Below are 24,089 nucleotides of genomic sequence, written 5' to 3' on the forward strand. Positions count from 1 at the left end.
CCGGGGAGGGCGCTTAAAACGCCGCGGCCGTTCGGGCGTTTCCGGTTGGTAGCAACCGGAGCTTCGCATGCCGCCGCGCCTGAAAGTGTTCGTCACGTCCGACGGGCTGACCGATTTCGTCGTGGCGACCAGCTCGAAGGTCAAGGCGCTGGCCGCCTGGGGCGTTCGGCAGGACGTCTTCAAGGAAGGCCAGGCGCGCGAGACCGATGATCCCGCCTTGGTGGCCGAGGCGACCGCCCATCCCGGCGAGGTGTTGCGCCGTCCGGCCGCCGGCCGCGCCGAACTCGCCAAGCTCAAGTCCGCGCCGCGCAAGCCCAAGCCCGTCCAAACCGAGCCCGCTGAACCGAAGCGTGGAAAGCCGCCGTCGGCCCCGGCGGCGTTGACCAAATTCGAACCGCCGCCCGAGCCGAAGGGGCCGTCGAAGGCGGCGCTGAAGCTCGTCGCCGACCTGGAGGCCCGCTTGGCGGCCCTGGAGGCTGGTCAGGCCAAGGCGCAGGCCAGGCTCGAGCGCGACCGCGCCGAACTGGAGCGCCGGGCCGACGCGCTCGAGGCCGAGCACGCCCAGCAACGCCAGCAACTGCAGGCCGCGCTCAACGCGGCGCGACAGGCGCTAGGGTGACGACCACGGGATAGTGGTCGGAACTCAGCCGCGGCCCGCGCCTGATGCTGACCGTCGCCCAGTCGGGGCCGGCGTAGACGTGGTCGATGGCCAAGAACGGCAGGCCCAGCCAGGGCAGGCGCTTATAGGTCTGCGCCGGCCAGGTCGGCAGCGCCCGGTCGCGGCGGATCAGCCCGTAGATGCTGTCCCAGCGGCGGCGCTGGAACGACCACGGGGCGGAGTTGAAGTCGCCGACCACGATCAGCCGTTCGTGCGGACGCTCCGCGATCGCCAGCGCCAGCCGCCGTTCCTGGATCGGCTGGTCGGCGTCGGTCGGCCAGGCGTTGTGCACGCCGATCACCTCGAACCGGCCGTGGCTGTCCTCGAACGTCGCCCAGGTCAAAGGCGCGGCTGGCTTGCGCTTGTGCCGGGCGGCGGCGGCGGCCAGCGCCGGCTGCTTCGACAGGATCATCACCTCGCAGCGCCGGCAGGCGACCGACCAGCGCCCGCGCGCGATCGCCGCCTTGGCGAAGCGGCCGGTGTTCTCCTCGATGACGATGATGTCGGGGTCTTCGCGCTCCAGCCAGTCGAGCACCAGGGCCGGGTCGCGGTTCCTGTGCCAGACGTTGTACTGCACGAGCTTGATCTGGCCCGGCGCGTCGGCCGGCGCATGCGGGCCGGTGTCGCGCAGATACTCCGGGACCACCAGCGAGGCGCCGGCCACCAGACCCGCCAGGCCAAGGATCGCCAGGCTCCACCGCCGCCAGCCGCGATAGACCAGGGCCGTCGTCGCGCAGATCGCCGAGCCCAGCAGCCAGAGCGGCGCGAAATGCGCCAGCACGTCCCATTGCAGGCTGATCCGCCCCCACTGAGCGGCGACCGAGGCGAAGGCGCACAGCGCCGCCACCAGCACCGCCGGGGGCCAGAGAAGCAGGTTCAGGGCGACTCGCAGCGCGCGCATCGATCGTCGCTGTAGCACGCCCGGCGCTTGACGCGCCCCGTGCCGCGTGGCCTCAGGCGCGGGCCCATGAAACTTGCCGACTTCGACTTCGATCTGCCTGAGGACCGCATTGCGCTGCGGCCCGTGAGCCCGCGGGATTCCGCGCGCCTCCTGCTGATCGAGCCGGGCGCGCCGCGGCGCGACCTTTCCGTGCGCGACCTGCCGGGCCTGCTGCGGGCCGGCGACATCCTGGTGCTCAACGACACCCGGGTGATCCCCGCGCGCCTGAAGGGCGTGCGGGAGCGCGGCGAGAGCCGGATCAAGGTCGAGGCGACCCTGCACCGGCGGCTCAGCCCGCACGTCTGGACGGCGTTCATGCGCCCCGGCAAGAAGCTCGCGGCAGGGGACCGCATCGCCTTCGGCGAGACCGCCGACCGCGCCTGCCTGCTCGGCGGGCTGGACGCCACGGTGAAGGAGAAGGGCGAGGGCGGCGAAGTGACGCTGGCCTTCGATCTGGCGGGCCCGGACCTCGACGCCGCCATCGCCGAACACGGGGCGATGCCGTTGCCGCCCTATATCGCCGCCAAGCGCGGCGAGGACGCGCAGGACCGCGCCGACTACCAGACGGTCTACGCCGACGAGGAGGGCTCGGTCGCCGCGCCCACCGCCGGCCTGCATTTCACCCCCGAGCTGTTCCAGCGGCTGGCCGAGGCCGGCGTCGAGACGGCCTTCGTCACCCTGCACGTCGGCGCCGGCACCTTCCTGCCGGTGAAGACCGAGGACCTCTCCGAACACCGCATGCACGCCGAATGGGGCGAGGTCGATGCGCCGACCGCCGCCCGGCTCAATGCAGTCCACGCCGCCGGCGGCCGGATCATCTGCGTCGGCACGACCTCGCTGCGGCTGCTGGAGTCGGCGACCGGCGAGGACGGCGTGGTCCGCCCGTTCCTGGACGAGACCGCGATCTTCATCACCCCGGGCTACCGGTTCCGCGCGGCCGACGGGCTGATGACCAACTTCCACCTGCCGAAATCGACGCTGTTCATGCTCGTCTCGGCCTTTGCAGGATTTGACGCCATGCGGGCCGCCTACGCGCACGCGATCGACAGCGGCTACCGCTTCTATTCCTACGGCGACGCCAGCCTGCTGTGGCGGGCCGACGCCTGATGGCGGCCTTTCCCTTCACCATCGCCGCGACCGACGGCAAGGCGCGCACCGGCGTGCTGGCGACCTCGCGCGGCGAGATCCGCACCCCGGCCTTCATGCCGGTCGGCACTGCGGCGACCGTCAAGGCGCTGACCGTCGACCAGGTCGCCGCGACCGGCGCCGACATCCTGCTCGGCAACACCTACCACCTGATGCTGCGGCCGACCGCCGAGCGGGTTGCCCGGCTCGGCGGCCTGCACCGGTTCATGCGCTGGGAACGGCCGATCCTCACCGACAGCGGCGGCTTCCAGGTGATGTCGCTGTCGAAGATCGCCAAGGTCACCGAGGACGCGGTGACCTTCCAGAGCCACATCGACGGCTCGCGCCACAAGCTGTCGCCCGAGCGGTCGATGGAGATCCAGGCCGACCTGCTGGGCTCCGACATCGTCATGCAGCTCGACGAACTGGTGGCGCTGCCGGCGGAGGAGGGGCGGGCGGCCGAGGCGATGCGCCGGTCGGCCCGCTGGGGCGCGCGCTGCAAGGCCTATTTCGGCGCGCGGGAGACTCAGGCGCTGTTCGGCATCCAGCAGGGCGGGTTGTCCGAAGCGCTGCGCCGGGAGAGCGCCGAGCGGCTGATCGAGATCGGCTTCGACGGCTATGCGCTGGGCGGCCTGGCGGTCGGCGAAGGCCACGAAGCGATGTGCGAGGTGCTCGACTTCGCGCCAAGCATGCTGCCGGTCGAGCGGCCGCGCTATTTGATGGGGGTCGGCAAGCCGATCGACATCGTCGAGGCGGTCTGGCGCGGGGTCGACATGTTCGACTGCGTGCTGCCGACCCGCTCCGGCCGCCATGGCCAGGCCTGGACCTGGGACGGGCCGATCAATCTGAAGAACGCCCGCTTCGCCGAGGACGAGAGCCCGCTCGATCCCGAAAGCGCCGTCTCGGCCAGCCGCGACTATTCGAAGGCCTACCTGCACCACCTGGTGCGGGCCGATGAGATCCTCGCGAAGGTGCTGATCTCCTGGCACAACATCGGCTTCTTCCAGCAGCTGATGGGCCAGATGCGCGCGGCCATCGCCGAGGGACGGCTGGACGCCTTCCGCGCCGACTTCCGGGCGCGTCAGCGGGCCGGATAACGCGGCTTGAACGGCCCGGCGGCCTCGGTCGTCGGCGGCGGCTGCGGGCGCAGCGCCCGCTCGGCCTTCTGGGCCTCGGCCACCTGGGTCAGCATGTGCGACGGCGTCGCCGGCGGCTCGCAGCCGCGCGCCTCGCCGAGCCCCTTGAGATAGGCCCGCCGCACGCCGCCGGCGGTGATCGCCGCGATCACCAGCTTGTCGTGCCGTTCGGCGCCGGAGAGCTTGCGCACCCAGCCGCGGAACGGGATCGCATCGGAGGCGAGGCTGGCCGCCGCCCCCAGGGCGGTGCTGCGGCCCTTCTGCAGCAGGTCGTCCTCGTCGGTCGACGGGGTGTCGAGGTCGGCGCCGAGGGCGTCGTCCAGCGGCTTGATCAAGGCGGTGAGCTGGGCGCACTCGGCGTGCTTGCCGGCGCGCCGTCCGGCCACCGGCGTCGGCCGCTGGTAGGGATCGAGCATCGCGTCCAGCAGCACCTCGGGAATCTTGGTGCGCAGCACGTTCAGATCGCGCAGCGGGGCCGAGGCGGCGCCCTGCACGTTCTCCTGGTTCGCCTCAGAGGTGGTCTGCACCTGCGGCGAGCCGTCGGCGCGGGTGGTGGTGCAGGCGGCGGCGGCCAGCGAGGCCAGGACGAGGGGGAAAACAACGATTCGACGCATCATCTGTGGATCGTATCGCACTAGGCGGCGCTGTTAAGGCTGCGCCGCCCTTGCGTCGATCGGGCGCGGCGCCTAAGGTCCGCGCCGCTTCGCCCCGCTCCTCGCCGGCGATGCGGGCCGGTAGCTCAGTGGTAGAGCATTCGACTTTTAATCGAATGGTCGTGAGTTCGAACCTCACCCGGCCTACCAATCTCTCCGAAAATCCGCGCTGAGCGCCTCTGCAGAGGCTCGCTCGCGGCTTGGCGCTCGGACCGAGCCCTGCCTCCGGCAAAGCCCAGACAAAGAACGGCCGCCCAGGCGGATCGCCGGGCGGCCGCAGGATGCGTTGGTCGAAGCTTACTTCTTCAGGATCACCAGCTCGGTGCGGCGGTTCTGCGCACGGCCGGCTTCGGTCGAGTTGTCGGCGATCGGGTTGGCTTCGCCCATGCCGGCGGATTCGATCCGATCGGCCGGGATGCCGAGCCGCGCCAGTTCAGCCTTCACCGTCGCGGCGCGTTGGTCGGACAGGGTCTTGTTGGCCGCCGGGTCGCCCTGGTTGTCGGTGTAGCCGACGACGCGGACGACGGTGTTCGGATAGGCGCTGAGGATGGTCGCCAGCGAGCTGACCGTCGGCCGGCTTTCAGGCGTCAGGGCGCGCGAGGCGGTGTCGTAATTCAGGTTGTCGAACACGAAGGTCTTCGGCGCGGGCTGGTTCGACTGCAGGAAGTTGGCGACGCCGAAGCCGATCGAGCCTTCCGGCACGTTGACCGAGCCGCCGCCGGGCAGGTTGAGGGTGACCGTCGGCGTGGTCGGGGTGGCGACCCGCGGGGTGGTGACGGTCGGCGGGGCGACGGTCGGGGCGGCCGGCGGCGCCGGGGCGCGCTCCGAGGCGCAGTTGCGCATGGCGAAGATCAGGCCCAGCAGCACCAGCCCGCCGACGATCCACGGCAGGAACCGGGACATGCCGCTGGGGCGGGCGACGGCGGCGCTGGTCGAGCTGGCGTGAGCCGCGTAGCTCTCCGCCGACGTCGCGCCGCGGCTCGCGGTGCGCGCCGCGGCCGGGCCGAGGCCGAACAGCGAGCCCAGCCCGGGCGGCAGGGCGCCGAGGATGCTGCCGCGCTCGTTGTTGAGCAGGGTCTGCAGGCCGGAGGCGGTGGGCGAGGGGCCGGCGGCGCGGCCCAGCACCCCCAGCACGATCGGCGCGATCATCGCCAGCAGCTTGGTCGCCGAGTCCATGCCGAGGCCGGAATGCGAGCCGATCGCCGAGGCGACGTTGGTGGTGCTGCCGCCGAGCAGGCCTGAGGCCAGGCCCTGGCCGTGGCTGAGGAAGGCGCTGCGGGCGCTGTCGTCATTGGCCACCGCGCCCAGGCGGTCGAGCGGTTGGCCGTTGGCCTGGGATTGATTGACGAGGTCGAGCAGCGAGCGCGAACCGGCCGGCGTGGCGCTGCGCTGCAGGGCGCCGGCGAGCAAAGCCGGGGCCGCCGCGCCGATCCCGCTGGTCACCGCGGACGGGGATTCACCCATCGCGCCGGCCAGCTTGGACGTAACGTCTGGAGTGAATGCGTTCGTGACGGTTTGGATCAGGTTCGCCATGGCGACGCCTCCTAGGTGGCGCCGCGGCCATGGCGGCGCGGGGGGTGTCCCGATACGGGGAGCTTGGCGCCAGCCCGTCCGGCTGGCGAACGGGGGGCATACTCCCATTGGCCGCCTGAAGTGTATCGGGTCACACCCGGAGGCCGGCGTAGGGTGTCGTAGGTAAAGTCGGCGCGCGGGCGGCATCTTGCCGCCGCCCGGCGCCTGCAGGCTTTCGGCTCGGCGGAAAGCCCGGCAAACTGCCGGCCGGGCAGCTGAACGAGGTGACGCGGTGCAGACGGCTGAAAAGCTCGAGCGGGTTTTGCTGCTCGAAGGCGGACGCAATTTCCGCGATCTCGGCGGCTATCCGACCCAGGACGGCCGCCGGCTGCGCTGGGGCAAGCTGTACCGTTCCGGCAGCATGGCGGCCCTAACGGAGGCGGCCTATGCGCAACTCGCCGAACTGGGCGTCCGGTTCGTCTGCGATCTGCGCACCACGGCGGAGCGGGAGACCAGCCCCGTCGAATGGCGGCGCGTCCCCAACCTCAGCTACTGGGCGCGCGACTACGACATGAGCTTCGGCGACCTGCGCGGCCTGCTGGCGTCCGGCATGGCGACCGGGGCCGACGCCCGCGCCGCGATGGTCTCGGGCTATCGCAAGCTGCCGTTCGAACAGGCGCCGGCCTACCGCGAGTTGTTCCGCCGGCTCGCCGACGGCGAGGTGCCGCTGGTGTTCAACTGTTCGGCCGGCAAGGACCGCACCGGCGTGGCCGCGGCGCTGATCCTCGACGCGCTCGGCGTGGCGCAGGAGACGATCGTCGAGGACTATCTGCTGTCGAATTCGACCTTCGACCGCTCGGGCGCGACGGCGACCTCGCTCCTGGCCCGGGTGGAGCCGGAGGTGGTCGCCGCCATCCTGGGCGTGGACGCCAGCTACATCGCCGCCGCCCTGGCCGCGGTCGAGGACGAGCACGGCTCGGCGGCGCGCTACCTGCAAGATCAGCTCGGCGTCAGCGCGCGCGATCTGCGCGCCATCCAGGACCTGCTGCTCGAATAGGTCGGCGAGCTAGGCCGTCGCGCGCCTGTCTTCCACTTGTTCCGACTCTGCCGGCGCCTCGGCGAGGCTCGCGAGCGCCTGGACGTAGCGGTCGCGCCAGGCGGTGACGTCGTTCTCGCGCACGCCGTCGTACAGCCGCTCCCAGCGCCGCACCCGTTCGGCGCGCGGCATGGTCAGCGCCCGCTGGATGGCGTCCGACATGTCCTCCCGGCTGAACGGATTGACGATCAGGGCGTCGGGCATCTGCTCGGCCGCGCCGGCGAACTGCGAGAGCACCAGCACGCCGGGGTCGTCGGGCGCCTGGGCGGCGACGAACTCCTTGGCGACCAAGTTCATCCCGTCGCGCAGCGGGGTCACCAGCCCGACCGCAGCGGCGCGGTACATGCCGGCCAGTTCGTCACGTCGATAGGTGCGGTTGACGTAGCGGATCGGCACCCAGTCGGCCGTGGCGTAAGCGCCGTTGATGCGGCCGCTGACCGCGTCCAGCTTGGCGCGGATATCCTGGTAGGTGGTGACCTCGTCGCGGCTGGGCGTGGCGACCTGCAGCAGCGACACTGATTCCAGAGCGTCTGGATGGTTCGCCAGGAAGTCCTCATAGGCGAGGAAGCGCTCCTCCAGGCCCTTGGAATAGTCCAGCCGGTCGACGCCGATGATCAGGCGACGGTCGGCGAGGCTGGCGTGCATGCGCTCGCGCCAGCCCTCGGCGACCGGGCTGCCGGCCGCCTGGGTGAAGGCGGCGGTGTCGAGCCCGATCGGAAAGGCGCCCAGCTGCACCCGCCGGCCGAACGCCTGGGCCACCCCGTCGTAGGAGACGACGCCGCCGGCCTCTTCGGTGACGTACTCGCAAAAGGCGGTCAGCGAGTCCTCGGTCTGGAAGCCGACCAGGTCGAAGTCGAACAGCGCCTGCACGAGGTCGCGGTGGTTCGGCAGGGTGCTGAACAGCCGGCGCGTCGGCCAGGGGATGTGCAGGAAGAAGCCGATGCGGTTGGCGACCCCGCGCCGCCGCAACTCCTGGGCCAGCGGGATCAGGTGGTAGTCGTGCACCCAGATCAGGTCATCCGCCTGCAGCAGCGGCGCGACCGTGTCGGCGAACCGCGCATTGACCCGCGCATAGCCCTTGTCGAACGAGCGCTCGTAGGCCGACAGGTCGATCCGGTAGTGGAACAGCGGCCACAACGTCCGGTTGGCGTAGCCGTTGTAGTATTCCTGGCGGTCCTGCTCCTCCAGGTCGACGGTGGCGATGGTCACGCCCGCGCTGCGCTGCAGCGACAGCTGGCCGGTGAACTCCGCGGTGGTGCGGCCGCTCCAGCCGAACCAGATGCCGCTGTACTCGCGGAGCGCGGCGGACAGGGCCATCGCGAGGCCGCCGATGCTGGCGTCGCTCTCGTCCGCGGGCGCGCTGACCCGGTTGGAGATGACGATCAGGCGCGGGATCGGCCGCTCCGTCATGCAGTCGCCTGAATCAGCAGCGCAGGAATACCCCACGTCTGCTGAAGCTGCCCGGCGAGCGCCTGGCCATCGTCGTCTTCCCCAGGCTGCACCTGGACCAGCGCCAAGTCGGCGCGGGAGTGCGCGGCCAATGTCAGTGCATGATCCTTAGTATAGGCGGGGCCGAGGATGCTTAGGCCGCGTTCTTCCAGGGTTTCGATCAGATATCTCGGGTCTGTCGATGAATCGCATGCGACGAGAACTGTCGAAAACCTGGGCAGGTGATCGATGATGCTTCTGACGATTTTCATGGCGACGTGCATACGCCGTATGAACGTCTGCTGAAACGCCTTGGCCGTTGAACTTAATGTGAGGGGCGTGTTGCTGGCGGTCCTCGACTCAAGGTGGCGGGCCGCTCGCTGTCAGCTCGCGCCGGGTTCGGCGAAGCTGCGCGCCACCTCGCCGACGGACTTCAGGTCGAGCCCGGCGGCCGCGGCGATGCGCAGCGCGGTCTCGACGTCCTTCTCGACGTACTTGCGCATGCTCGAGAGGTCGTCCGGCACGGCGCGGGCGCCGAGCAGGGCGAGCGCGCGGCTCGCGCCGCTGCTGCGGGCCAGCACTTCGGCAACCGTCTCGACGGCGAGGCCCTGGTCGATGGCGATGCGATAGGCGTCGGCGGCCAGCCGCACGTGGGCGGCGAACAGCAGGTTGTTGAGCAGCTTCAACTGCATGCCCGCGCCGAGCGGGCCGACGTGGCGGACGAACGCCCCATAGGCGTCAAACAGCGGCTCGACCCGCGGCCAGGCGGCGTCGCTCGCGCCGACCATCAGCGTCAGGGCGCCTTCCGCGGCCTGCTGCGGCGAGCCGCTGAACGCGCCGTCGACCACCTCGACGCCGGCCGGTGCATCCGCCTGCACCTGGCGCGACAGGTCGGGCGCGCCGGTGGTGTGAATCACCAGCATTGCGCCGGGCTGCAGCTTCCCCAGCACGCCCTCGTCGTAGAGGACGCCGCGCACCTGCTCGTCGTTGAACACGTTGATGCAGAGGATCTCGGCCGACGCCGCGACGGCGTCGAGGTCCGGCGACAGCCGGCCGCCGTCGGCGACCAGCGCCTGGTGCTCCGGCCGGCCGCGGGTGTGGCCGGTGACCTCATGGCCGGCGCGCGCGGCGCATCGCGCCATTCCCAGGCCCATCGCTCCCAGGCCGATCCAGCCAATCCGCATGACGTCTCCCCTCGACCAAGCGCCGCCGTGGCGCGCGGGCAGCCTAGGCAGGCGCGGCCGGGGCGTCGACCTGTGGCGCAGAAGTGCTATTGCGAATGACTTGCATCTATGAAACCGTCCTCGACGCGCCTTCAGGGAGGTTGGTGATGCAGCTAGATCCAGCGTTTGACATGGACGGGCCCGTCGAACTGGACGACCTCGACAGGGCGGTGCTCTGGGCGATGCGCTCGGTGGCGGTGGGGCGCGTGGACTGCCCATCGCTCAGGCGCACGTTCCTCGATCTCTATGGCCCGCCCGCCGACCAGATCCTCTGCGCCCTGATGGTGATGATCCGGCTGATGGCTAGCCGCACCAGCGGCGGTCTGCGGATGCACATGCCGGGCAGCAGCGCCGTCAGCCGCGACGAGCTGCTGATTCTCGCCGCGCTTTCGGCGGTCCAGGCGCAGGCGGCGGAGAACGCCGACGCCTCGCTCGCGGAACTGCTCGGCCTCAGGCGCGACCCCGGACTGCTCGCCGCGGTCCGCTATGTCGCCGACCTGCTCGCCGACCGCGGGCGGCGGCTGTCCGGGCCGGAGCGGGAGCTGTGGCGGCCCGAGCCGGCCAAGCTTAACCCGCGCGTCCACACGGTTCATTGAAGCCGGCCACGCGGGATCAAACTGAGCCGCACGGTGTTCTTGCCATTGATCGGGGCGCTCTACGCGAGGTGGAGCCCTGTGGCGCAAGAGGACGGGCATGAACCAAGACGTAAATTCTGAGACCGGGTCGCTCCTGCAGTCCATCGACGAGCCCACGGATCCGACCCTGCAGATGCAGGGACCGGACCCGCACGACAGCGATGGAACCGATGGGGAAGAGGGTGACGGAACTGACGGCACGGACGGCGCGGACTCTGACGGAACCGACGGCGGCGACACCGACGGAACCGATGGCGCAGACGCCGACGGCGTCGACGGCGACGGAACCGACGGCACCGACGGAGCCTGATTTCCCAAGCCTCGCCGCGCTGATCGGGGCGGCCGAGGTCGGGGGCTTTCTCGAAACCGCGCTCGGCCGCGAGGCCTGGCGGACCCGCCTGCCGGAGAAGATCGTGTCAGCCTTCTTCGGCTGGCCGCAGCTCAACGCGGCGTTGGCCGAACACCGGCTAACGCCGCCGCGGCTGCGGCTCGAGCGGGGCGGCGGCGACGTCACCGCCGGGCTGTTCAGGTCGCGGCGCAGCCGCCGCGGCGCGGCGCTGCTCGATCTCGATGCGGCGGCGCTGATGGAGCGGCTGCGCGAGGGCGCGACGCTGATCGTCGACGCGGTCAACGAACTCAGCCCGCCGTTGCAGGCGTTGTGCGCCGGGCTGTCGGCCGAGTTCGTCTCGTCCTGCCAAGCCAACATGTACGCCTGCTGGGGCACGACCCAGGGGTTCGACGTCCACTGGGACGATCACGACGTGTTCGTCGTCCAACTGGCTGGGCGCAAGCAGTGGGCGCTCTACGGGGCTACCGAGGCTTCGCCGACCCGCCGCGGACCGCAGCCGCCGGCGAGCCCGCCGCAGGATCCGCGCGAACTGGCCGTGCTCGAACCGGGCGACGTGCTCTACCTGCCGCGCGGCTACTGGCATGCGGCCGTCGGGCTCGGCGGGCCGACGATGCATCTGACCATCGGCCTGACGCGCAAGTCCGCGTCGGACTTCCTGCACTGGCTGGCGGACGACCTGCTGGGCGCGGCCGAGATCCGCGCCGACCTGCCGTTCGAGGCGGGCGAGCGGGCGATCGGTGCGCGGATCGCCGCGGTGCTCGGACGGCTCGCCCAGGCCGAGCCGCAGGCGCTGGCGCGCCGGTACCGCCGGCATGTCGAGGCGATGCTGGTGCAACGTCCGGCGTTGTCCTTCCCGGACATCGGCGCGGAAGACGCGCCGCTGGCGCCGGATCGCCGGCTGCGGCTGGCGGCGGGGCCGGCGCGGCTGGAGCGGACGGACGCGGCGGTGGTGCTGAGCTGGCGCGGCGTCGAGTTCTCGCTCGCGCCGGCGCTGGAGGCGCCCGTGCGACGGATGCTGGCCGGCGAGGCGGTGACCTGCGCGGCCTTCGCCGCCGCCGCGCCGACCCATGCCGAGGCCGAGGTGCAGGCCTTGCTGCGGGAAATGGTCCGCCGTGGGGCCTTCGCGATCGACGGAGAGGGGCTGTGAGGTGAACTTCTGCTCCCGCACCTCGATCGACGCCCAGGAGCCGTGCGCTGGCACCGGCGTGCGGGCCCAGGCCTATGTCTTCCTGCCGGTGCCGAAGAAGGTCTGGCACCACTACGAAATGAACCTGCACTGGGCCTCGCAGGCCGAGCTCGACGCGGTGCGCGCAGCGCGGCAGGCCGGGGTGGTGACGCGGCTCTACAATCCGCCGAGTGACGCCAACGAGGACGCGCCAATCCTGGTGCACGCCCGTGGCGACCCTGCCGGGGATTTCCTGCAGCCGGTGCTCGCGATGTTCGGGCGACGCTGGCGCGTCGACGTGGTCGGTCGTCCGCGGCTGGCGATCTGCACCCATGGCACCCGCGACCGCTGTTGCGCCAAGTTCGGCTTCGCCGCCTACCAGGCCGCGCGGAAGCTCTACGAGTCCGGCGTCTCGGCGTTCGAGCCGATCGAATCTTCGCACCTCGGTGGCGACCGGTTCGCCGCGACCGGGATCTTCTTCCCCTCCGGCAGCATGTACGCCCATCTGGATGCGGTGGACCTCGGCGCGCTGTGCAACGCCGAGGCCGGCGGGCAGCTCGATCCGCAACAGTATCGTGGCCGGGTGTTCGATCCGCCGATCGCCCAGGTGGTGCGCGCCGGTCTCGCCCGCGCCGGCCTGGTCAACGACGCGAGCGCGCCGCTCGGCCTGGTCGCTCACGGTCCGCTGGAGATGGAAGCCAGCATCGGCGGCGGCCGCTACCGGGTGGAGCTGAAGCTGGCCGACCTCGAGTTCTACGGCTCCTGCTCGGCGCTCGCCGCCACTACGCCCTCGCAAGGGCGGCGACGGGTGTTCGTCCAGGCCGAACAACTCGACGGCTGAGCCCGCGCGACCGAAGGGAACCAACCGCCCGGCGAGCGGTTGGCGGCGCTGCAGAGGACGTATCCCATGTCTATCCTCGATAAGGCGCTCGCCGCCGTCACCCCGCCGGAAAGCGAACTCGACCGGGCCGAAGCGACCCGGACCGCCCGCACCGTCGCCCGCCCCGGCGACTGGCTGTCGCTGGCGCTCGATCATCACGACATGATCCGCGCCGCCTTCGACGCCTGTCGCCGCACGCGCGAGCCGGCCGCGCGCACCGAGGCGCTGAAGCAACTGGCCCTGGTGCTGCTCGCCCACGCCCAGGCCGAGGAGGCCGTGCTCTATCCGGCGCTCGCCCGGGCCGGCGAGACCGGCGACGCGGGCCGGGCCTACAGCGAGCAGGTCGCCGCCAAGATCCACATGGCCGACCTGGAGCGGATGGAGCCCACCAGCGACAACTGGCGCGAAAAGCTCGAGCACATCCGGACCGCGGTGCTGCACCACATCTATGAGGAAGAGAACGACTGGTTCCTCGAACTCAAGGAGCAGTCCGAGGACGATCCGGCGTTCCTGACGGCGCGGTTCCGCGAGGAGTTCGAGCGCTACGCCGGCTCAGCCCGCCCGGTGCAAGGCGAGCCGCGGTCGTTTACAGCCACCTGGCCGCACACGCCTGCGACACCGGCCAACCATTTCTGAGCGGCGTCGTTTCGGCGCGAATCGCGCGTGGCGCTACAATCCGAGGCGAATCGGGATCGCCTCATGTCGCAGAAGCCACTCACCATCGTCGTGCCCATGGCGGGCCGCGGCAGCCGCTTTGCCGACGCCGGCTTCACCGATCCGAAGCCGCTGATCCCGGTGAAGGGCGTGCCGATGATCAAGCTGGTCATCGACAACCTGCGGCCCAGCCGGCCGCACCGTTTCGTCTTCATCTGCCAGCGCGAGCACGTGAAGGCCTATGACCTGGAGCCGCGGCTGAGCGCCTGGGCCCCGGGCTGCGCCATCGTCCAGCTCGACGGCGTGACCGAGGGCGCGGCCTGCAGCGTGCTGACGGCCGCCGACTACCTCGACGACAGCCCGCTGATGATCGCCAACAGCGACCAGTACCTGGACGTCGCGATCGACGACTACCTCGACGGCATGGCCGGGACCGACGGCCTGATCATGACCATGACCGCGGACGACCCGAAGTGGTCCTTCGTCGCCGTGGACGGGCAGGGGTTCGTCACCGAGGTCGCCGAAAAAGTTCCGATCTCCGACGAGGCGACGGTGGGCGTCTACAACTTCGCGCGCGGCCGCGACTTCGCCGACGCCGCGCGCGAGATGATCGCCAAGGACCTGCGGGTGAACGGCGAGTTCTACGTCGCCCCAGTCTACAACATGCTGATCGAGAAGGGCGCGAAGATCGGCATCCACAACATCGGCGCGGAAGCGGCCGGCATGTACGGCCTGGGCGTGCCGTCGGACCTGGCGCTGTTCCTCAGCCTGCCGATCTCCGACCGGGTGGCCGCCTAGGTGCAGATCCTCAGCCACCGCGGCTATTGGCTGGAGCCGGCCGAGAAGAACAGCCGCGCGGCGTTCGAGCGGACGATCCAGGCCGGCTTCGGCACCGAAACCGACGTCCGCGACCTGGCCGGGACCCTGGTCGTCGCCCATGACCCGCCGAAGGGCGGGGAAATGGCCTGGCGCGACCTGCTGGCGATGTTCGACGGCTCGGGCCTGCCGCTGGCGGTGAACGTGAAGGCCGACGGCCTCGCGCCGCTGCTGAGCGCGGCCTTCGCCGAGAGCGCCACGCCGTGGTTCGCCTTCGACATGTCGGGCCCGCAGACGGTGCAGTTTGCCCGCCAGGGCCTGCCGTTCTACAGCCGCCACAGCGACGTCGAGCCGGAGCCGATCCTCTATGCCGAGGCCGCGGGAATCTGGCTGGACTCTTTCGCCGATGATGAATGGATTAGGCCGGATCTGATCCGCCGGCACCTGGATGCGGGCAAGGCGGTCTGCGTCGTCTCCTCGGAGCTGCACGGGCGTGATCCCGCCAGGCTCTGGGACAGGCTGACCGAACTGAAGGGGGAGGCCTCGGTGACGCTGTGCACCGACTGGCCGGAAAAAGCGAAGGCGGCGCTCGAGCTATGATCAAGGCGGTGGTGTTCGACATGGACGGCGTCCTGATCGACGCCAAGGAATGGCACTACGAGGCGCTGAACAAGGCGCTGGGCATGTTCGGCCTGGAGATCAGCCGTGCCGACCACCTGACCACCTTCGACGGCCTGCCGACGAAGAAGAAGCTGGAGATCCTCTCGACCACCGAGGACCTGCCGCGCGAGCTGCACTCGTTCCTGAACGCGCTGAAGCAGACCTACACGATGGAGATGGTCAACACGCGCTGCAAACCGAGCTTCATCCACCAGTTCGCGCTCTCGACGCTGAAGGCGCGGGGGCTGAAGCTGGCGGTGGCCTCCAACTCAGTGCGCAACACCGTCGAGGCGATGATGCAGCGCGCGCACCTGACCAAGTACCTCGACCTGATGCTGTCCAACGAGGACGTCGAGCGGCCGAAGCCGGCGCCGGACATCTACGTGTCGGCGATGCTCAAGCTCGGCGTCACGCCGGCCGAGACTCTGATCGTCGAGGACAACGAGCATGGCCTGCAGGCGGCCCGGGCCTCCGGGGCCCACGTGCTGGTGGTGCGCGACGTCAACGACGTGAACCTGGCCAACATCGACCGCCGCATCGAGGCGGCGCTCCGGGAGGCGGCATGAACGTCCTGATCCTCGCCGCTGGCGACCCGATCGACCCGAACGCCGCCGATCCCTATCCGATCTGGCTGTCGGAGATGGAAGGTGGCCTGGTGCTGGAGCGCCAGGTCCGGGCGCTGTCGTTCGACAAGGCGCGCTTCGTCTTCTGCTTCCGCCGCAGCGACGTCGAGCGCTACCATCTGAAGGATATCGTCGGCCTGATGGCGCCGGACTGCGCGGTGGTGGAGATCCGTCGCGACACCCGCGGCGCGGCGTGCACCGCGATGCTGGCGGTCGGCCAGATGGATCTGGAGGCCGAGCTGATCGTCGTCAGCGCGACCGACCACATCGACGTCGACTACGCCCAGGTGATTGAGGGCTTCCGCAAGCGCGGCGCCGACGCCGGGGTCATGACCTTCGAGAGCCTGCACCCGCGCTATTCCTACGTGCGCACCGACGCCGAGGGCTGGGTCACCGAGGCGGCCGAGAAGCGGCCGATCAGCCGCACCGCCAACGCCGGATTCTTCTGGTTCCGCCGCGCCGGCGACTTCTTCGAAGCCCTGCAGCAGATGATCCTGAAGGACGCTCAGGTGCAGGAGCGCTTCTTCATCAGCCCGGCGCTGAACGAGCTGATCCTGGAGCAGAAGCGGATCGCCACCTTCGCCCTGGCGGCTAACCAGTACCACCCGCTGAAGGCGCTTTCGCAGGTCGAGGCCTACGAGCACGCGCTGGAAGCGCGCCGAGCCTGAAGCACCCCATGAAGCACGACCGCCTGGAAGGCATGATCAAGGGCTGGTTCGTCGGCGACTTCGCGCCGACGGCCATTCGCAGCGAGCAGTGCGAGGTCGCGATCAAGCACTACGCCGCCGGCGATCACGAGGGCGCCCACTATCACGCGGTGGCGACCGAACTCACCGCCATCGTCTCCGGCCGGGTGCGCATGCTCGGGCAGGAGTGGGGAGCCGGCGACATCCTGACCATCGAGCCCGGCGAGGCGACCGACTTCACCGCGCTCACCGACTGCGTGACCGTGGTGGTGAAGTTGCCGTCGGTGAAGGACGACAAGTTCGTGATCGGGACGCCGCCGGCGGCCTAGAGCGTCACCTGGGCGCCGAGCTCGACCACCCGCGAGGGCGGGATCTGGAAGAAGTCGGCGGTGCGGACGGCGTTGCGCGTCAGATAGATGAACAGCGCGTCCCGCAACTGGGCGAGGCCCCTGGCGCGGCGCGGCAGCAGGGTCCGGCGGCTGACGAAGAACGACGTCCGCATGATGTCGAACTTCAGGCCGTGGGCACGGGCCAGCGTCAGGCCCTTGGCGACGTTCGGCGTCTCCATATAGCCGAAGGTCAGCACCAGCGACTTGAAGCCGGGCGCTAGGTCCGTCACCTTGATCCGTTCGGCGTCCGGCACCCGCGGGCGGCGCACGACGCGGACAGTCAGCAGCACGACGTGCTCGTGCAGCACCTGGTTGTGCTTGAGGTTGTGCAGCAGCGAGGCCGGGACCTTGCCGGGGGCGGTGGTCAGGAACACCGCCGTGCCGCGGGCGCGCATCGGCGGCCGCGCCGTCAGCATGGCGATCACGTCGGAGATCGTCAGGTCGCTCTGCTCGGCGCGGGTGAGGCGCTCCTGGCCCTGGCTCCAGGTCCACATCACGAAGATCAGCGCGCCGGCCAGCAGCAGCGGCACGTAGCCGCCGTGCGCCACCTTCAGCAGATTGGCCCCGAGGAAGGCGCCCTCGAGCAGCAGGAAGGGCGAAAAGGCGAGCACCGCCTGCCAGATCGGCCGCTTGTAGATCCGGTGGATGGCGACCACCGCCAGGATCGAGGACGTGATCATCGCGCCGACCACCGAGATCCCGTAGGCGTGCGCCAGCCGGCTGGAGGAGCCGAACCCCAGCACCAGGGCGGCGACGCCGATCATCAGGATCCAGTTCACCTGGGGCGCATAGATCTGGCCGGCGTGCTCTTCCGAGGTGGGGCGCAGCGTCAGCCGCGGCAGCAGGCCGAGCTGAACGCCCTGCTGGGCGAGCGAAAAGGCCCCGGAGATCACCGCCTGGCTGGCGATCACCGTGGCGGCGGTGGCCAGCACCACCAGCGGCAGCTGGAGCCAGTCGGGGGCCAGCAGGAAGAACGGGCTGGCCGCGGCCTGCGGCGCGCGCAACACCAGCGCGCCCTGGCCCAGGTAGTTCAGGGCCAGGCACGGGAAGACCAGCGCCAGCCAGGTCGCCTGGATCGGCTTGCGGCCGAAATGGCCCATGTCGGCGTAGAGCGCTTCGGCGCCGGTGACGCACAGGAAGACCGAGCCCAGCACCGCCGGCCCCAGCACCGCGTGTCGGCCGAACAGCGCCAGCCCCTGCCGCGGGTCAAACGCCTGCAGCACCTCGGGCGCCTGGACCAGCGACATTGCGCCGAGCGCCGCCAGCGCCGCGAACCAGATCAGGCAGATCGGGCCAAACCAACGGCCGACGCCGCTGGTGCCGTGCTGCTGAACCAGAAACAGGCCGACCAGGATGGCGATGGCGATCGGCGCGACGAACGGGGCGATGTGCGGGCCGATGCCCTCGATCACCTCGAGCCCCTCGACCGCCGAGAGCACCGAGATCGCCGGCGTCAGCACGGCGTCGCCGAAGAACAGGCCGGCGCCCAGCATGCCGATCAGCAGCACCAGGCGCGCGCCGCGCCCGCCGGCCTTCTGCACCAGGGCCATCAGCGACAGGGTGCCGCCTTCGCCGCGGTTGTCGAAGCGCATCAGGATCAGCACATACTTCAGCGTGCAGATCACGATCAGCGTCCAGAGCATCAGCGACACCACGCCGATCACGTCGGCGGTCGCGACGCCGCCGCCGGGGCCGCGCAGGTGGCTGATCGACTCCTTGAAGGCGTAGAGCGGACTGGTGCCGATGTCGCCGTAGACCACGCCCGCCGATCCGACGGCGAGGCCGAGGAAGCTGCGCCAGGAGGCCTTGGTCGCGGGCTCGGCGGACGTGAGGGGAGCAGTTTGCTGGAGCATGGCTGACCGCGGTTCTGCCCCCAGCCGGCATAAAGATCCCATGCGGTTGCAGGGCGGAGGCCTTGCGTGCAGGCCCGGCTGGGCCTTCTTTCGGCGGCGAAGAGCTGCGCCGAAGGAGCGCGCCATGAGCCTGACATCATCCCTCGAGGCGCCGCGGCCCGTGCGGCCCTCCGGCCTGCTCGGTTACGCCGGCGCGCTGGCGCTGGTCGCGGCTGCGACGCTGGCGGCGCTCCTCGTCGAGCAGTTGGCGCCCGTGCCCAATCTCTCGCTGATCTTCGTGTTGCCCGTGGTGATCGCCGCCGCGAGCTTCGGCTGGGGTCCGGCGCTGGCTGCGGCGGTGGGCGGGGTGCTCGCCTACAACTTCTTCCTGATCGAACCGCGCCAGAGCCTGCGGGTGTCCGAGCCCGCCAACCTGTGGGCGCTGGGCCTGCTGCTGCTGACCGCGGCGTTGGTCAGTGTGATCGCCGCGGAATCCCGCCGGCGGGCGATCAAGGCCTGGGAGGCCGCAGAACAGGCCAATGCGCTGCAGGCGCTGGCGCGGGCCCTGGTCGGGGCGGCGGATCGCGCCAGCATCACCGTCGCCTGCGCCGAGGCGCTCGCCCGGCTGTTCCGGGCGCCGGCGGCGATCTATGTCGAGCAGGGTGAGGACCTTGAGCGCGCCGCGACCGCCGGCGGGCTGCCCGCGCCGGCCGACGACGAGGCGGCGCGCTGGGCGCTGGCCTCGCGGCTGCCGACCCGCGGCGGGGCTTATCCGGTCGACGAGTCGAGCTTCGACTTCTGGCCGATCCTCAGCCATCAGCGCCGGCGCGCGGTGGTGGGGGTGAGCTTCGCCGGGCGGGAGGAGGGGCGTCCCGAGGCCCCGGACCGGCTGGTGGAGATCGTCGGCGGCTATCTGGCGGTGGCGCTCGATCGCGAGGCCTACGCCGCCGAGGCGCTGCAGGGCCGGCTGGAGATCGAGCGCGAGCGGCTGAAGACCGACTTGCTGGCCGCGGTCTCCCACGACCTGAAGACGCCGCTGGCGACCATCCTGCTCACCCTGCAGAGCCTGGCTCGCTTCGGGGAGGCGCACGATGCGGCGACCCGCGCTGAGCTGCTGCGGGTGGCCGAGGCGGAGACCGCACGGCTCAGCGCGATGGTCGTCAACCTGCTGGACGTCAACCGGCTGGAGGCTGGCGCGCTGGCCGTGCGGCCCGAGCCCGTCGCGCCGGGCGAGCTGGTCGCCCAGGCCGCCCGCCGAGCCGCGCCGGTCCTTGCCGGGCGGCAGGTCGAGCTGATGACGCCGACGGACGGCGCCCCGCTGATGGTCGATCCGGCGCTGTTCGAGAGCGCCCTGGCCAATGTGCTGGAGAACGCCAGCAAGTACGCGCCGCCGAACTCGACGGTGCAGGTGGCGAGCGGCGACGACGGAACGCAGGGTTGGATCGAGGTGAGCGACGAAGGTCCTGGCTTTCCGTCGGACATCGAGGCGCTGTTCGGCAAGTTCACCCGCGGCGTGGACGGCGACGGGCGGCCGCCCGGCACCGGATTGGGCCTGGCGATCGCGCGCGGCTTCCTTGAGGCGCAGGGCGGCCGGGTCGAGGCCGAGAACCGCCCCGACGGCAAGGGCGCGCGCGTCCGGCTCTGGGCTCCGCTCGCGGCGGTGGTCCGATGAGCGCCGGCCTCAATCCGGCGACGGTGCTGGTCGTCGAGGACGATCTCAACCTGACCGCAGCCCTGGTCCACACCCTGAAGGCGGCGGGCTACCGGCCGATCAGCGCCCGGACGGCGGCGGCGGGGCTGCGCTGGTTCGCCCACTATGCGCCCGACCTGGTGCTGCTGGACCTGGGGCTGCCCGACCGGGACGGGCTCACGGTGATCGAGGAGATTCGCGGCCGGGCCGCGACCCCGATCGTGGTGCTCTCCGCGCGAGGCGGCGAGGCGGTGAGGGTCGCGGCGCTGGACCTCGGCGCGGACGACTTCGTGCAAAAGCCGTTCGGCGTCGACGAACTGCTGGCGCGGATCCGCGCCGGCCTGCGCCACGCGATCCAGGCCCGCGGCTCGACCCCGGTCGTGCGCACGGGGCCGCTGGAGATCGACTTCGGTCGCCGCGCGGTCACGGTCGCCGGGGCGGCGGTCAGCCTCACGCCGAAGGAGTTCGACCTGCTCAGCGAATTGGCGCTCAGCCTCGGCCGCCCTGTCGGCCACAAGGCGTTGCTGGCCGCGGTGTGGGGCGACGAAGGGGCGGAGATCCAATACCTGCGGGTCTATATGGGCCAGCTGCGCCAGAAGATCGGCGCCGAGCTGATCCGCTCGGTGCAGGGCGTCGGCTACGAGCTTGTCGCGCAGGCGGACGGCTGAGAGCCACATGTCTCGGTTGCAAGTGCAGGCAAGGAGTCCTGCCGCTGCAGACTGCTCAGCTTGTTGAGTCGCGTGTTAGCCGTGAGCGTGATGGGCGCTCAGCGAGTGCGGCGGGAGTCCGCAGCCGGTTCGCCCCAGCAATCTAGGGGGGACTATGCGCGGCTCGACCACCGACCGCCAACGTCGCGACGTTGGCCTGACGGCTTCCATTCTGCTCGCCAGCACGATCTTGAGCACGCCGGGCTTCGCCTGGGCGCAGGCGCAGGGCCAGGGCGCCCAACAGGCGGCGCCGACGGTCACGCAAGAGCTCATCGTCACCGCCCGCCGCCGCAGCGAGAACATCTCGCGGGTGCCGACGGCGATCACGGCATTCAGCGGCGAAGAGCTCGCCGAGCGCGCGATCCGCACGGATTCCGACCTGCAGCTGATCACCCCGGGCTTCACGGTCCGGCAGACCCAGGGCAACAACAATCTGACCTATTCGATCCGCGGCCAGACCGCGGACACCTTCTCCGGGTCGCCCTCGGCGGTGGTCGCCTACCTCAACGAAGTGCCGCTGACCGTCTCGGCGGCGAGCTCGCTGTTCGACATGGAGTCCATCCAGGTCCTGAAAGGGCCGCAAGGCACGCTGTTCGGCCGTAACGCGACCGGCGGCGCGGTGCTCTACAGCTCCGCCAAGCCGACCAACGATCTCGAGGCCTCGTTCCGCATGCGGGTCGGCAACCTCGAGCTGCGCGAGGTCGAAGGGGCGATCAACGTTCCGATTGTCGAGGACAAGGTCCTGTTCCGCGGCGCGTTCAACGTCATCGAGCGCGCCGGCTACATTCACGACCTGTTCAACGGGGACGAGAAGGGCATCATCGATCGCCAGAGCGGTCGCGTGAGCCTGACGCTGCAGCCGACCGAGCGGCTGACCAACACCAGCATGTTCCAGTACTCGCACGCCGGCGGCACCAACACCGGCGCGTCCTATGTCTACAACGTCTACCCCTGCGGGGCGACGAACAACGGCGCCACCCTGAACTGCGCGGCCGCGGCGCTGTTCACACCGCAAACGGTGAACGCCACCTTCGGGCCGGGGTCCTGGGACCGGTATCTCGCCGCGCATCCCGGCGCCTACGCGCCGGGCATCCTCGACTATCTCGAAGAACAGAAGCGCCTTGGGCCGTACAAGACCAACTACGTCGGCGGCTCGAAGCACCAGGGCAACGACTGGTTCCTGTCGAACGTCACCAATTTCGAGGCCAACGACAACCTGACGGTCCGCAACATCTTCGGCCTGTCGCGGTCCTGGTACCGCAGCGAGCAGGGCGGCGTCGGCGCGCCGTTCGGCGTGTTCCTCAGCCGCAACCTCGCCACCGGCGAGAACGGCAACCGGCAGCTCGCCAACTCGGTCTCGGAAGAGCTGCAGTTGCAGGGCCAGTCGTTCGACAACCACCTGACCTGGATCATCGGCGGCTATTTCCAGGACCTGACGGTCGACACCAGCTGGCCGCAGGTCTACTTCGACGTCAGCCCGTTGCTGGCGCCGACCAACGTCACCTCGGCCTACCGGACCCAGAACCGGACCCAGGCGCTGTATGCCCAGGGCACCTACGACCTCGGCGACCTGACCAGCGTCGAGGGCCTGCGCTTCACCGCCGGCCTGCGCTACACTTGGGAGCGGGTGAAGTTCCGGCACATCGCGGGTTCCAGCTACTTCGGCGCCCCGGAGCAGTCGCGCAAGTTCAGCGATCCGAGCTGGGAAGTCGGTCTGGAATACCAGGCCACGCCTGAGGTGCTGACCTACATCAAGACCCGCGGCAGCTTCCGCAGCGGCGGCTTCAACGGCGCCGCGCCGCCGGTCAACACCGACGCCGCCGGCGGCGGCAACCGCTTCGATTCCGAGCACACCCAGGACATCGAAGGCGGCGTGAAGTTCCGCGGCGAGGTCGCGGGCCGGCCCGCGACCCTGAACGTCGCGGCCTTCTACCAGTGGATCCAGGACATCCAGCGGGTCGAATTCCCGGCGGTCCCGGGCGGCTCGATCGCCGTGACCGTCAACGTGCCGAAGGCCAAGGTCTACGGGCTGGAGATCGACTCCAGCATCCTGGCGACCTCCTGGCTCGAGCTCGGCGCGTCGGGTTCGTTCGTGAAGGCCAAGTTCACCGACCCCGACGTGGAGCTGTTCGGCACCGCCTTCAGCTACGGCCCGTTCCCGGATACGCCGGAAGCGTCGGGTGTGGTCTACGCTCAGGCGACGCTGCACGACAGCGAAGACCTCGGCCAGTTCACCCTGCGCGGCGAGGCCTACGCCCAGACCCATGTCTACTTCTCGAGCTCGGCCGCCTCGCTGACGCCTGGCACCAAGCTGCCGGGCTACACGCTGCTGAACGCCCGCCTCGGCTGGGACAACATCGGCGGCACCAACCTGTCGGCGGCGCTGTGGGGTAAGAACCTCACCGACAAGACCTACTTCACGGGCGGCATCCCGCTGGGCGCGTCGCTCGGCACCAACAACGCCGCCGTCGGCGAGCCCCGGACCTATGGGCTGGAGCTCTCCGCGAAGTTCTGACGCTCGGCGCGGCCGGGGCGGTGTCCGCCGTTCCGGCCGCAGTCAGCGCGGGTTCATGCCGGCGGCGCATCCTAGGGTCGATTGATCGGGGAGCCCGCCATGAAGTCCGCCATCCTCGCCGGCCTACTCGCGCTGACCGCCGCCACCAGCGCGTTCGCCGCTTCGGCCGACTGGAGGCAGGACGCGACGGCAGCCGACCGCCAGCGCCTGTCGCGCCTCGACGCGGCCTGGCGCACGGCCCTGCGCCAGGCGTCGTCGTCGCCGCGCGACCTCAAGGCGCTCGGGCCGCTGGTGAAGCCGGACGCGGCGCTGGCCCGGCCGCAGCCCACGCCGGGCGCTTATCGCTGCCGCACCGTGAAGCTTGGGATCGGCGGCGCCGACCAGGGTGCGGGCCTGATCACCTATGGCTGGTTCCGCTGCCAGGTCGAGCTGACGCCCGGCGGCGACCTGATCCTGCGTAAGACCACCGGTTCGCAGCGGCCGATCGGCCATCTCTATCCCGATACTTCGCGACGGCTGGCCTACCTCGGGGCCGTCGCCTGGGGCGACGAGGGCCCAGCGCGCTACGGCCGCGATCCGGAGCGCGATCAGGTCGGGGTGTTCGAGCGGATCGGCGCGCAGCGCTACCGGCTGGTGCTGCCCTGGCCGAAGCAGGAGTCGACCCTGGACATCCTCGAGCTCAGCCGCTGAGGTGGCGGTCGAATCCGCCACCTCGAA

General features: G+C 70.5%; 25 protein-coding genes and 1 tRNA gene. 19 read left to right on the forward strand and 7 right to left on the reverse strand.

The features are described from left to right. Positions 1-67 precede the first annotated feature (67 nt). A complete protein-coding gene (locus tag ACSQ14_RS08490) occupies positions 68-619 on the forward strand; it encodes a hypothetical protein (protein WP_436011638.1) in 552 nt (183 codons plus the stop codon). Here ACSQ14_RS08490 and ACSQ14_RS08495 read toward each other — a convergent pair. Further along, a complete protein-coding gene (locus ACSQ14_RS08495; protein ID WP_436011640.1) occupies positions 591-1,559 on the reverse strand; it encodes an endonuclease/exonuclease/phosphatase family protein in 969 nt (322 codons plus the stop codon). The genes ACSQ14_RS08490 and ACSQ14_RS08495 overlap by 29 nt on opposite strands. Before the next feature lie 66 nt (positions 1,560-1,625). Between ACSQ14_RS08495 and queA the strand changes: the two genes are divergently transcribed. Further along, entirely contained in the window at positions 1,626-2,705 is a 1,080-nt protein-coding gene (gene queA, locus ACSQ14_RS08500; protein WP_436011642.1) for a tRNA preQ1(34) S-adenosylmethionine ribosyltransferase-isomerase QueA, read from the forward strand. Beyond that, positions 2,705-3,820, forward strand: coding sequence for a tRNA guanosine(34) transglycosylase Tgt (gene tgt, locus ACSQ14_RS08505; protein ID WP_436011644.1), 1,116 nt, complete (start codon positions 2,705-2,707; stop codon positions 3,818-3,820). The genes queA and tgt overlap by 1 nt, the downstream gene beginning before the upstream one ends. On the opposite strand, the gene ACSQ14_RS08510 is transcribed toward tgt, so the two are convergent. Continuing rightward, positions 3,805-4,476 carry a hypothetical protein gene (locus ACSQ14_RS08510; protein ID WP_436011646.1) on the reverse strand — a complete coding sequence of 224 codons (672 nt, stop codon included), beginning with the start codon at positions 4,474-4,476 and terminating at the stop codon, positions 3,805-3,807. The two genes, tgt and ACSQ14_RS08510, sit on opposite strands and share 16 nt — an antisense overlap. A 111-nt stretch (positions 4,477-4,587) precedes the next feature. On the opposite strand from ACSQ14_RS08510, the gene ACSQ14_RS08515 reads away from it, so the two are divergent. Further along, a tRNA-Lys gene (locus ACSQ14_RS08515) sits at positions 4,588-4,662 on the forward strand. Positions 4,663-4,809: 147 nt separating this feature from the next. Here the strand turns inward: ACSQ14_RS08515 and ACSQ14_RS08520 are convergent. Next, positions 4,810-6,045, reverse strand: a complete 1,236-nt coding sequence (locus tag ACSQ14_RS08520) for a DUF937 domain-containing protein (protein WP_436011648.1) — start codon at positions 6,043-6,045, stop codon at positions 4,810-4,812. Between the two features lie 271 nt (positions 6,046-6,316). Here ACSQ14_RS08520 and ACSQ14_RS08525 point away from each other — a divergent pair, with 271 nt between their 5' ends. Next, entirely contained in the window at positions 6,317-7,081 is a 765-nt protein-coding gene (locus ACSQ14_RS08525) for a tyrosine-protein phosphatase (protein ID WP_436011650.1), read from the forward strand. A gap of 9 nt (positions 7,082-7,090) precedes the next feature. Here ACSQ14_RS08525 and otsA read toward each other — a convergent pair whose 3' ends face one another. The 3 genes from otsA to ACSQ14_RS08540 form a co-directional block, all read right to left on the reverse strand. Next, positions 7,091-8,515 carry an alpha,alpha-trehalose-phosphate synthase (UDP-forming) gene (gene otsA / locus ACSQ14_RS08530; RefSeq protein WP_436015387.1) on the reverse strand — a complete coding sequence of 475 codons (1,425 nt, stop codon included), beginning with the start codon at positions 8,513-8,515 and terminating at the stop codon, positions 7,091-7,093. A gap of 11 nt (positions 8,516-8,526) precedes the next feature. After that, positions 8,527-8,832, reverse strand: a complete 306-nt coding sequence (locus ACSQ14_RS08535; protein ID WP_436011652.1) for a hypothetical protein — start codon at positions 8,830-8,832, stop codon at positions 8,527-8,529. A 99-nt stretch (positions 8,833-8,931) separates the two neighbouring features. Further along, positions 8,932-9,732 carry an NAD(P)-dependent oxidoreductase gene (locus tag ACSQ14_RS08540; RefSeq protein ID WP_436011654.1) on the reverse strand — a complete coding sequence of 267 codons (801 nt, stop codon included), beginning with the start codon at positions 9,730-9,732 and terminating at the stop codon, positions 8,932-8,934. 146 nt (positions 9,733-9,878) lie between these two features. Here ACSQ14_RS08540 and ACSQ14_RS08545 point away from each other — a divergent pair, with 146 nt between their 5' ends. The 10 genes from ACSQ14_RS08545 to ACSQ14_RS08590 all read left to right on the forward strand — a co-directional run bounded on the left by ACSQ14_RS08545 (position 9,879) and on the right by ACSQ14_RS08590 (position 16,568). Next, positions 9,879-10,367: a hypothetical protein gene (locus ACSQ14_RS08545; RefSeq protein WP_436011656.1), complete on the forward strand. Its 489-nt coding sequence runs from the start codon at positions 9,879-9,881 to the stop codon at positions 10,365-10,367. A gap of 97 nt (positions 10,368-10,464) precedes the next feature. Further along, entirely contained in the window at positions 10,465-10,716 is a 252-nt protein-coding gene (locus tag ACSQ14_RS08550; protein ID WP_436011658.1) for a hypothetical protein, read from the forward strand. Positions 10,717-10,819: 103 nt separating this feature from the next. Next, on the forward strand, positions 10,820-11,902 hold the full coding sequence (locus tag ACSQ14_RS08555) for a cupin domain-containing protein (protein WP_436011660.1): 1,083 nt from the start codon (positions 10,820-10,822) through the stop codon (positions 11,900-11,902). Position 11,903: 1 nt separating this feature from the next. Further along, positions 11,904-12,761: a sucrase ferredoxin gene (locus ACSQ14_RS08560; protein WP_436011662.1), complete on the forward strand. Its 858-nt coding sequence runs from the start codon at positions 11,904-11,906 to the stop codon at positions 12,759-12,761. A gap of 66 nt (positions 12,762-12,827) precedes the next feature. Beyond that, positions 12,828-13,436: a hemerythrin domain-containing protein gene (locus ACSQ14_RS08565; RefSeq protein ID WP_436011664.1), complete on the forward strand. Its 609-nt coding sequence runs from the start codon at positions 12,828-12,830 to the stop codon at positions 13,434-13,436. A 63-nt stretch (positions 13,437-13,499) separates the two neighbouring features. Continuing rightward, positions 13,500-14,252 (forward strand): glycosyltransferase family 2 protein, encoded by a 753-nt coding sequence (locus ACSQ14_RS08570; protein ID WP_436011666.1) that lies wholly within the window; start codon positions 13,500-13,502, stop codon positions 14,250-14,252. After that, on the forward strand, positions 14,253-14,870 hold the full coding sequence (locus ACSQ14_RS08575; protein WP_436011668.1) for a hypothetical protein: 618 nt from the start codon (positions 14,253-14,255) through the stop codon (positions 14,868-14,870). Further along, a complete protein-coding gene (locus ACSQ14_RS08580) occupies positions 14,867-15,496 on the forward strand; it encodes an HAD family hydrolase (protein WP_436011670.1) in 630 nt (209 codons plus the stop codon). Before ACSQ14_RS08575 ends, ACSQ14_RS08580 begins: the two co-directional genes overlap by 4 nt. Further along, positions 15,493-16,221, forward strand: coding sequence for a glycosyltransferase family 2 protein (locus tag ACSQ14_RS08585; RefSeq protein ID WP_436011672.1), 729 nt, complete (start codon positions 15,493-15,495; stop codon positions 16,219-16,221). Before ACSQ14_RS08580 ends, ACSQ14_RS08585 begins: the two co-directional genes overlap by 4 nt. A gap of 8 nt (positions 16,222-16,229) precedes the next feature. Next, positions 16,230-16,568 (forward strand): hypothetical protein, encoded by a 339-nt coding sequence (locus ACSQ14_RS08590; protein ID WP_436011674.1) that lies wholly within the window; start codon positions 16,230-16,232, stop codon positions 16,566-16,568. Here ACSQ14_RS08590 and ACSQ14_RS08595 read toward each other — a convergent pair. Further along, positions 16,565-18,481, reverse strand: coding sequence for a potassium transporter Kup (locus ACSQ14_RS08595; protein WP_436011676.1), 1,917 nt, complete (start codon positions 18,479-18,481; stop codon positions 16,565-16,567). The two genes, ACSQ14_RS08590 and ACSQ14_RS08595, sit on opposite strands and share 4 nt — an antisense overlap. 124 nt (positions 18,482-18,605) lie before the next feature. Between ACSQ14_RS08595 and ACSQ14_RS08600 the strand changes: the two genes are divergently transcribed. From ACSQ14_RS08600 to ACSQ14_RS08615, 4 genes are all read left to right on the forward strand, one after another. Continuing rightward, positions 18,606-20,132 (forward strand): DUF4118 domain-containing protein, encoded by a 1,527-nt coding sequence (locus ACSQ14_RS08600; RefSeq protein ID WP_436011678.1) that lies wholly within the window; start codon positions 18,606-18,608, stop codon positions 20,130-20,132. Further along, a complete protein-coding gene (locus tag ACSQ14_RS08605) occupies positions 20,129-20,818 on the forward strand; it encodes a response regulator transcription factor (RefSeq protein ID WP_436011680.1) in 690 nt (229 codons plus the stop codon). The genes ACSQ14_RS08600 and ACSQ14_RS08605 overlap by 4 nt, the downstream gene beginning before the upstream one ends. Before the next feature lie 154 nt (positions 20,819-20,972). Continuing rightward, on the forward strand, positions 20,973-23,372 hold the full coding sequence (locus ACSQ14_RS08610; protein WP_436011682.1) for a TonB-dependent receptor: 2,400 nt from the start codon (positions 20,973-20,975) through the stop codon (positions 23,370-23,372). A 99-nt stretch (positions 23,373-23,471) separates the two neighbouring features. Beyond that, positions 23,472-24,062, forward strand: coding sequence for a DUF4893 domain-containing protein (locus tag ACSQ14_RS08615; protein ID WP_436011684.1), 591 nt, complete (start codon positions 23,472-23,474; stop codon positions 24,060-24,062). The last annotated feature ends 27 nt before the right edge of the window (positions 24,063-24,089 follow it).

The organism is Phenylobacterium sp. LjRoot219 (genome assembly GCF_964252995.1).
In the GTDB taxonomy this organism is placed as follows: Bacteria; Pseudomonadota; Alphaproteobacteria; order Caulobacterales; family Caulobacteraceae; genus Phenylobacterium.

Excerpts from the sequence above, each read along its gene's own strand:
- ACSQ14_RS08490 (WP_436011638.1), top strand. The coding sequence starts at position 68 with ATGCCGCCGCGCCTGAAAGTGTTCGTCACGTCCGACGGGCTGACCGAT.
- ACSQ14_RS08495 (WP_436011640.1), bottom strand. The coding sequence starts at position 1,559 with ATGCGCGCGCTGCGAGTCGCCCTGAACCTGCTTCTCTGGCCCCCGGCG.
- queA (WP_436011642.1), top strand. The coding sequence starts at position 1,626 with ATGAAACTTGCCGACTTCGACTTCGATCTGCCTGAGGACCGCATTGCG.
- tgt (WP_436011644.1), top strand. The coding sequence starts at position 2,705 with ATGGCGGCCTTTCCCTTCACCATCGCCGCGACCGACGGCAAGGCGCGC.
- ACSQ14_RS08510 (WP_436011646.1), bottom strand. The coding sequence starts at position 4,476 with ATGATGCGTCGAATCGTTGTTTTCCCCCTCGTCCTGGCCTCGCTGGCC.
- ACSQ14_RS08520 (WP_436011648.1), bottom strand. The coding sequence starts at position 6,045 with ATGGCGAACCTGATCCAAACCGTCACGAACGCATTCACTCCAGACGTT.
- ACSQ14_RS08535 (WP_436011652.1), bottom strand. The coding sequence starts at position 8,832 with ATGCACGTCGCCATGAAAATCGTCAGAAGCATCATCGATCACCTGCCC.
- ACSQ14_RS08540 (WP_436011654.1), bottom strand. The coding sequence starts at position 9,732 with ATGCGGATTGGCTGGATCGGCCTGGGAGCGATGGGCCTGGGAATGGCG.
- ACSQ14_RS08545 (WP_436011656.1), top strand. The coding sequence starts at position 9,879 with ATGCAGCTAGATCCAGCGTTTGACATGGACGGGCCCGTCGAACTGGAC.
- ACSQ14_RS08550 (WP_436011658.1), top strand. The coding sequence starts at position 10,465 with ATGAACCAAGACGTAAATTCTGAGACCGGGTCGCTCCTGCAGTCCATC.
- ACSQ14_RS08565 (WP_436011664.1), top strand. The coding sequence starts at position 12,828 with ATGTCTATCCTCGATAAGGCGCTCGCCGCCGTCACCCCGCCGGAAAGC.
- ACSQ14_RS08570 (WP_436011666.1), top strand. The coding sequence starts at position 13,500 with ATGTCGCAGAAGCCACTCACCATCGTCGTGCCCATGGCGGGCCGCGGC.
- ACSQ14_RS08580 (WP_436011670.1), top strand. The coding sequence starts at position 14,867 with ATGATCAAGGCGGTGGTGTTCGACATGGACGGCGTCCTGATCGACGCC.
- ACSQ14_RS08585 (WP_436011672.1), top strand. The coding sequence starts at position 15,493 with ATGAACGTCCTGATCCTCGCCGCTGGCGACCCGATCGACCCGAACGCC.
- ACSQ14_RS08590 (WP_436011674.1), top strand. The coding sequence starts at position 16,230 with ATGAAGCACGACCGCCTGGAAGGCATGATCAAGGGCTGGTTCGTCGGC.
- ACSQ14_RS08595 (WP_436011676.1), bottom strand. The coding sequence starts at position 18,481 with ATGCTCCAGCAAACTGCTCCCCTCACGTCCGCCGAGCCCGCGACCAAG.
- ACSQ14_RS08600 (WP_436011678.1), top strand. The coding sequence starts at position 18,606 with ATGAGCCTGACATCATCCCTCGAGGCGCCGCGGCCCGTGCGGCCCTCC.
- ACSQ14_RS08605 (WP_436011680.1), top strand. The coding sequence starts at position 20,129 with ATGAGCGCCGGCCTCAATCCGGCGACGGTGCTGGTCGTCGAGGACGAT.
- ACSQ14_RS08610 (WP_436011682.1), top strand. The coding sequence starts at position 20,973 with ATGCGCGGCTCGACCACCGACCGCCAACGTCGCGACGTTGGCCTGACG.
- ACSQ14_RS08615 (WP_436011684.1), top strand. The coding sequence starts at position 23,472 with ATGAAGTCCGCCATCCTCGCCGGCCTACTCGCGCTGACCGCCGCCACC.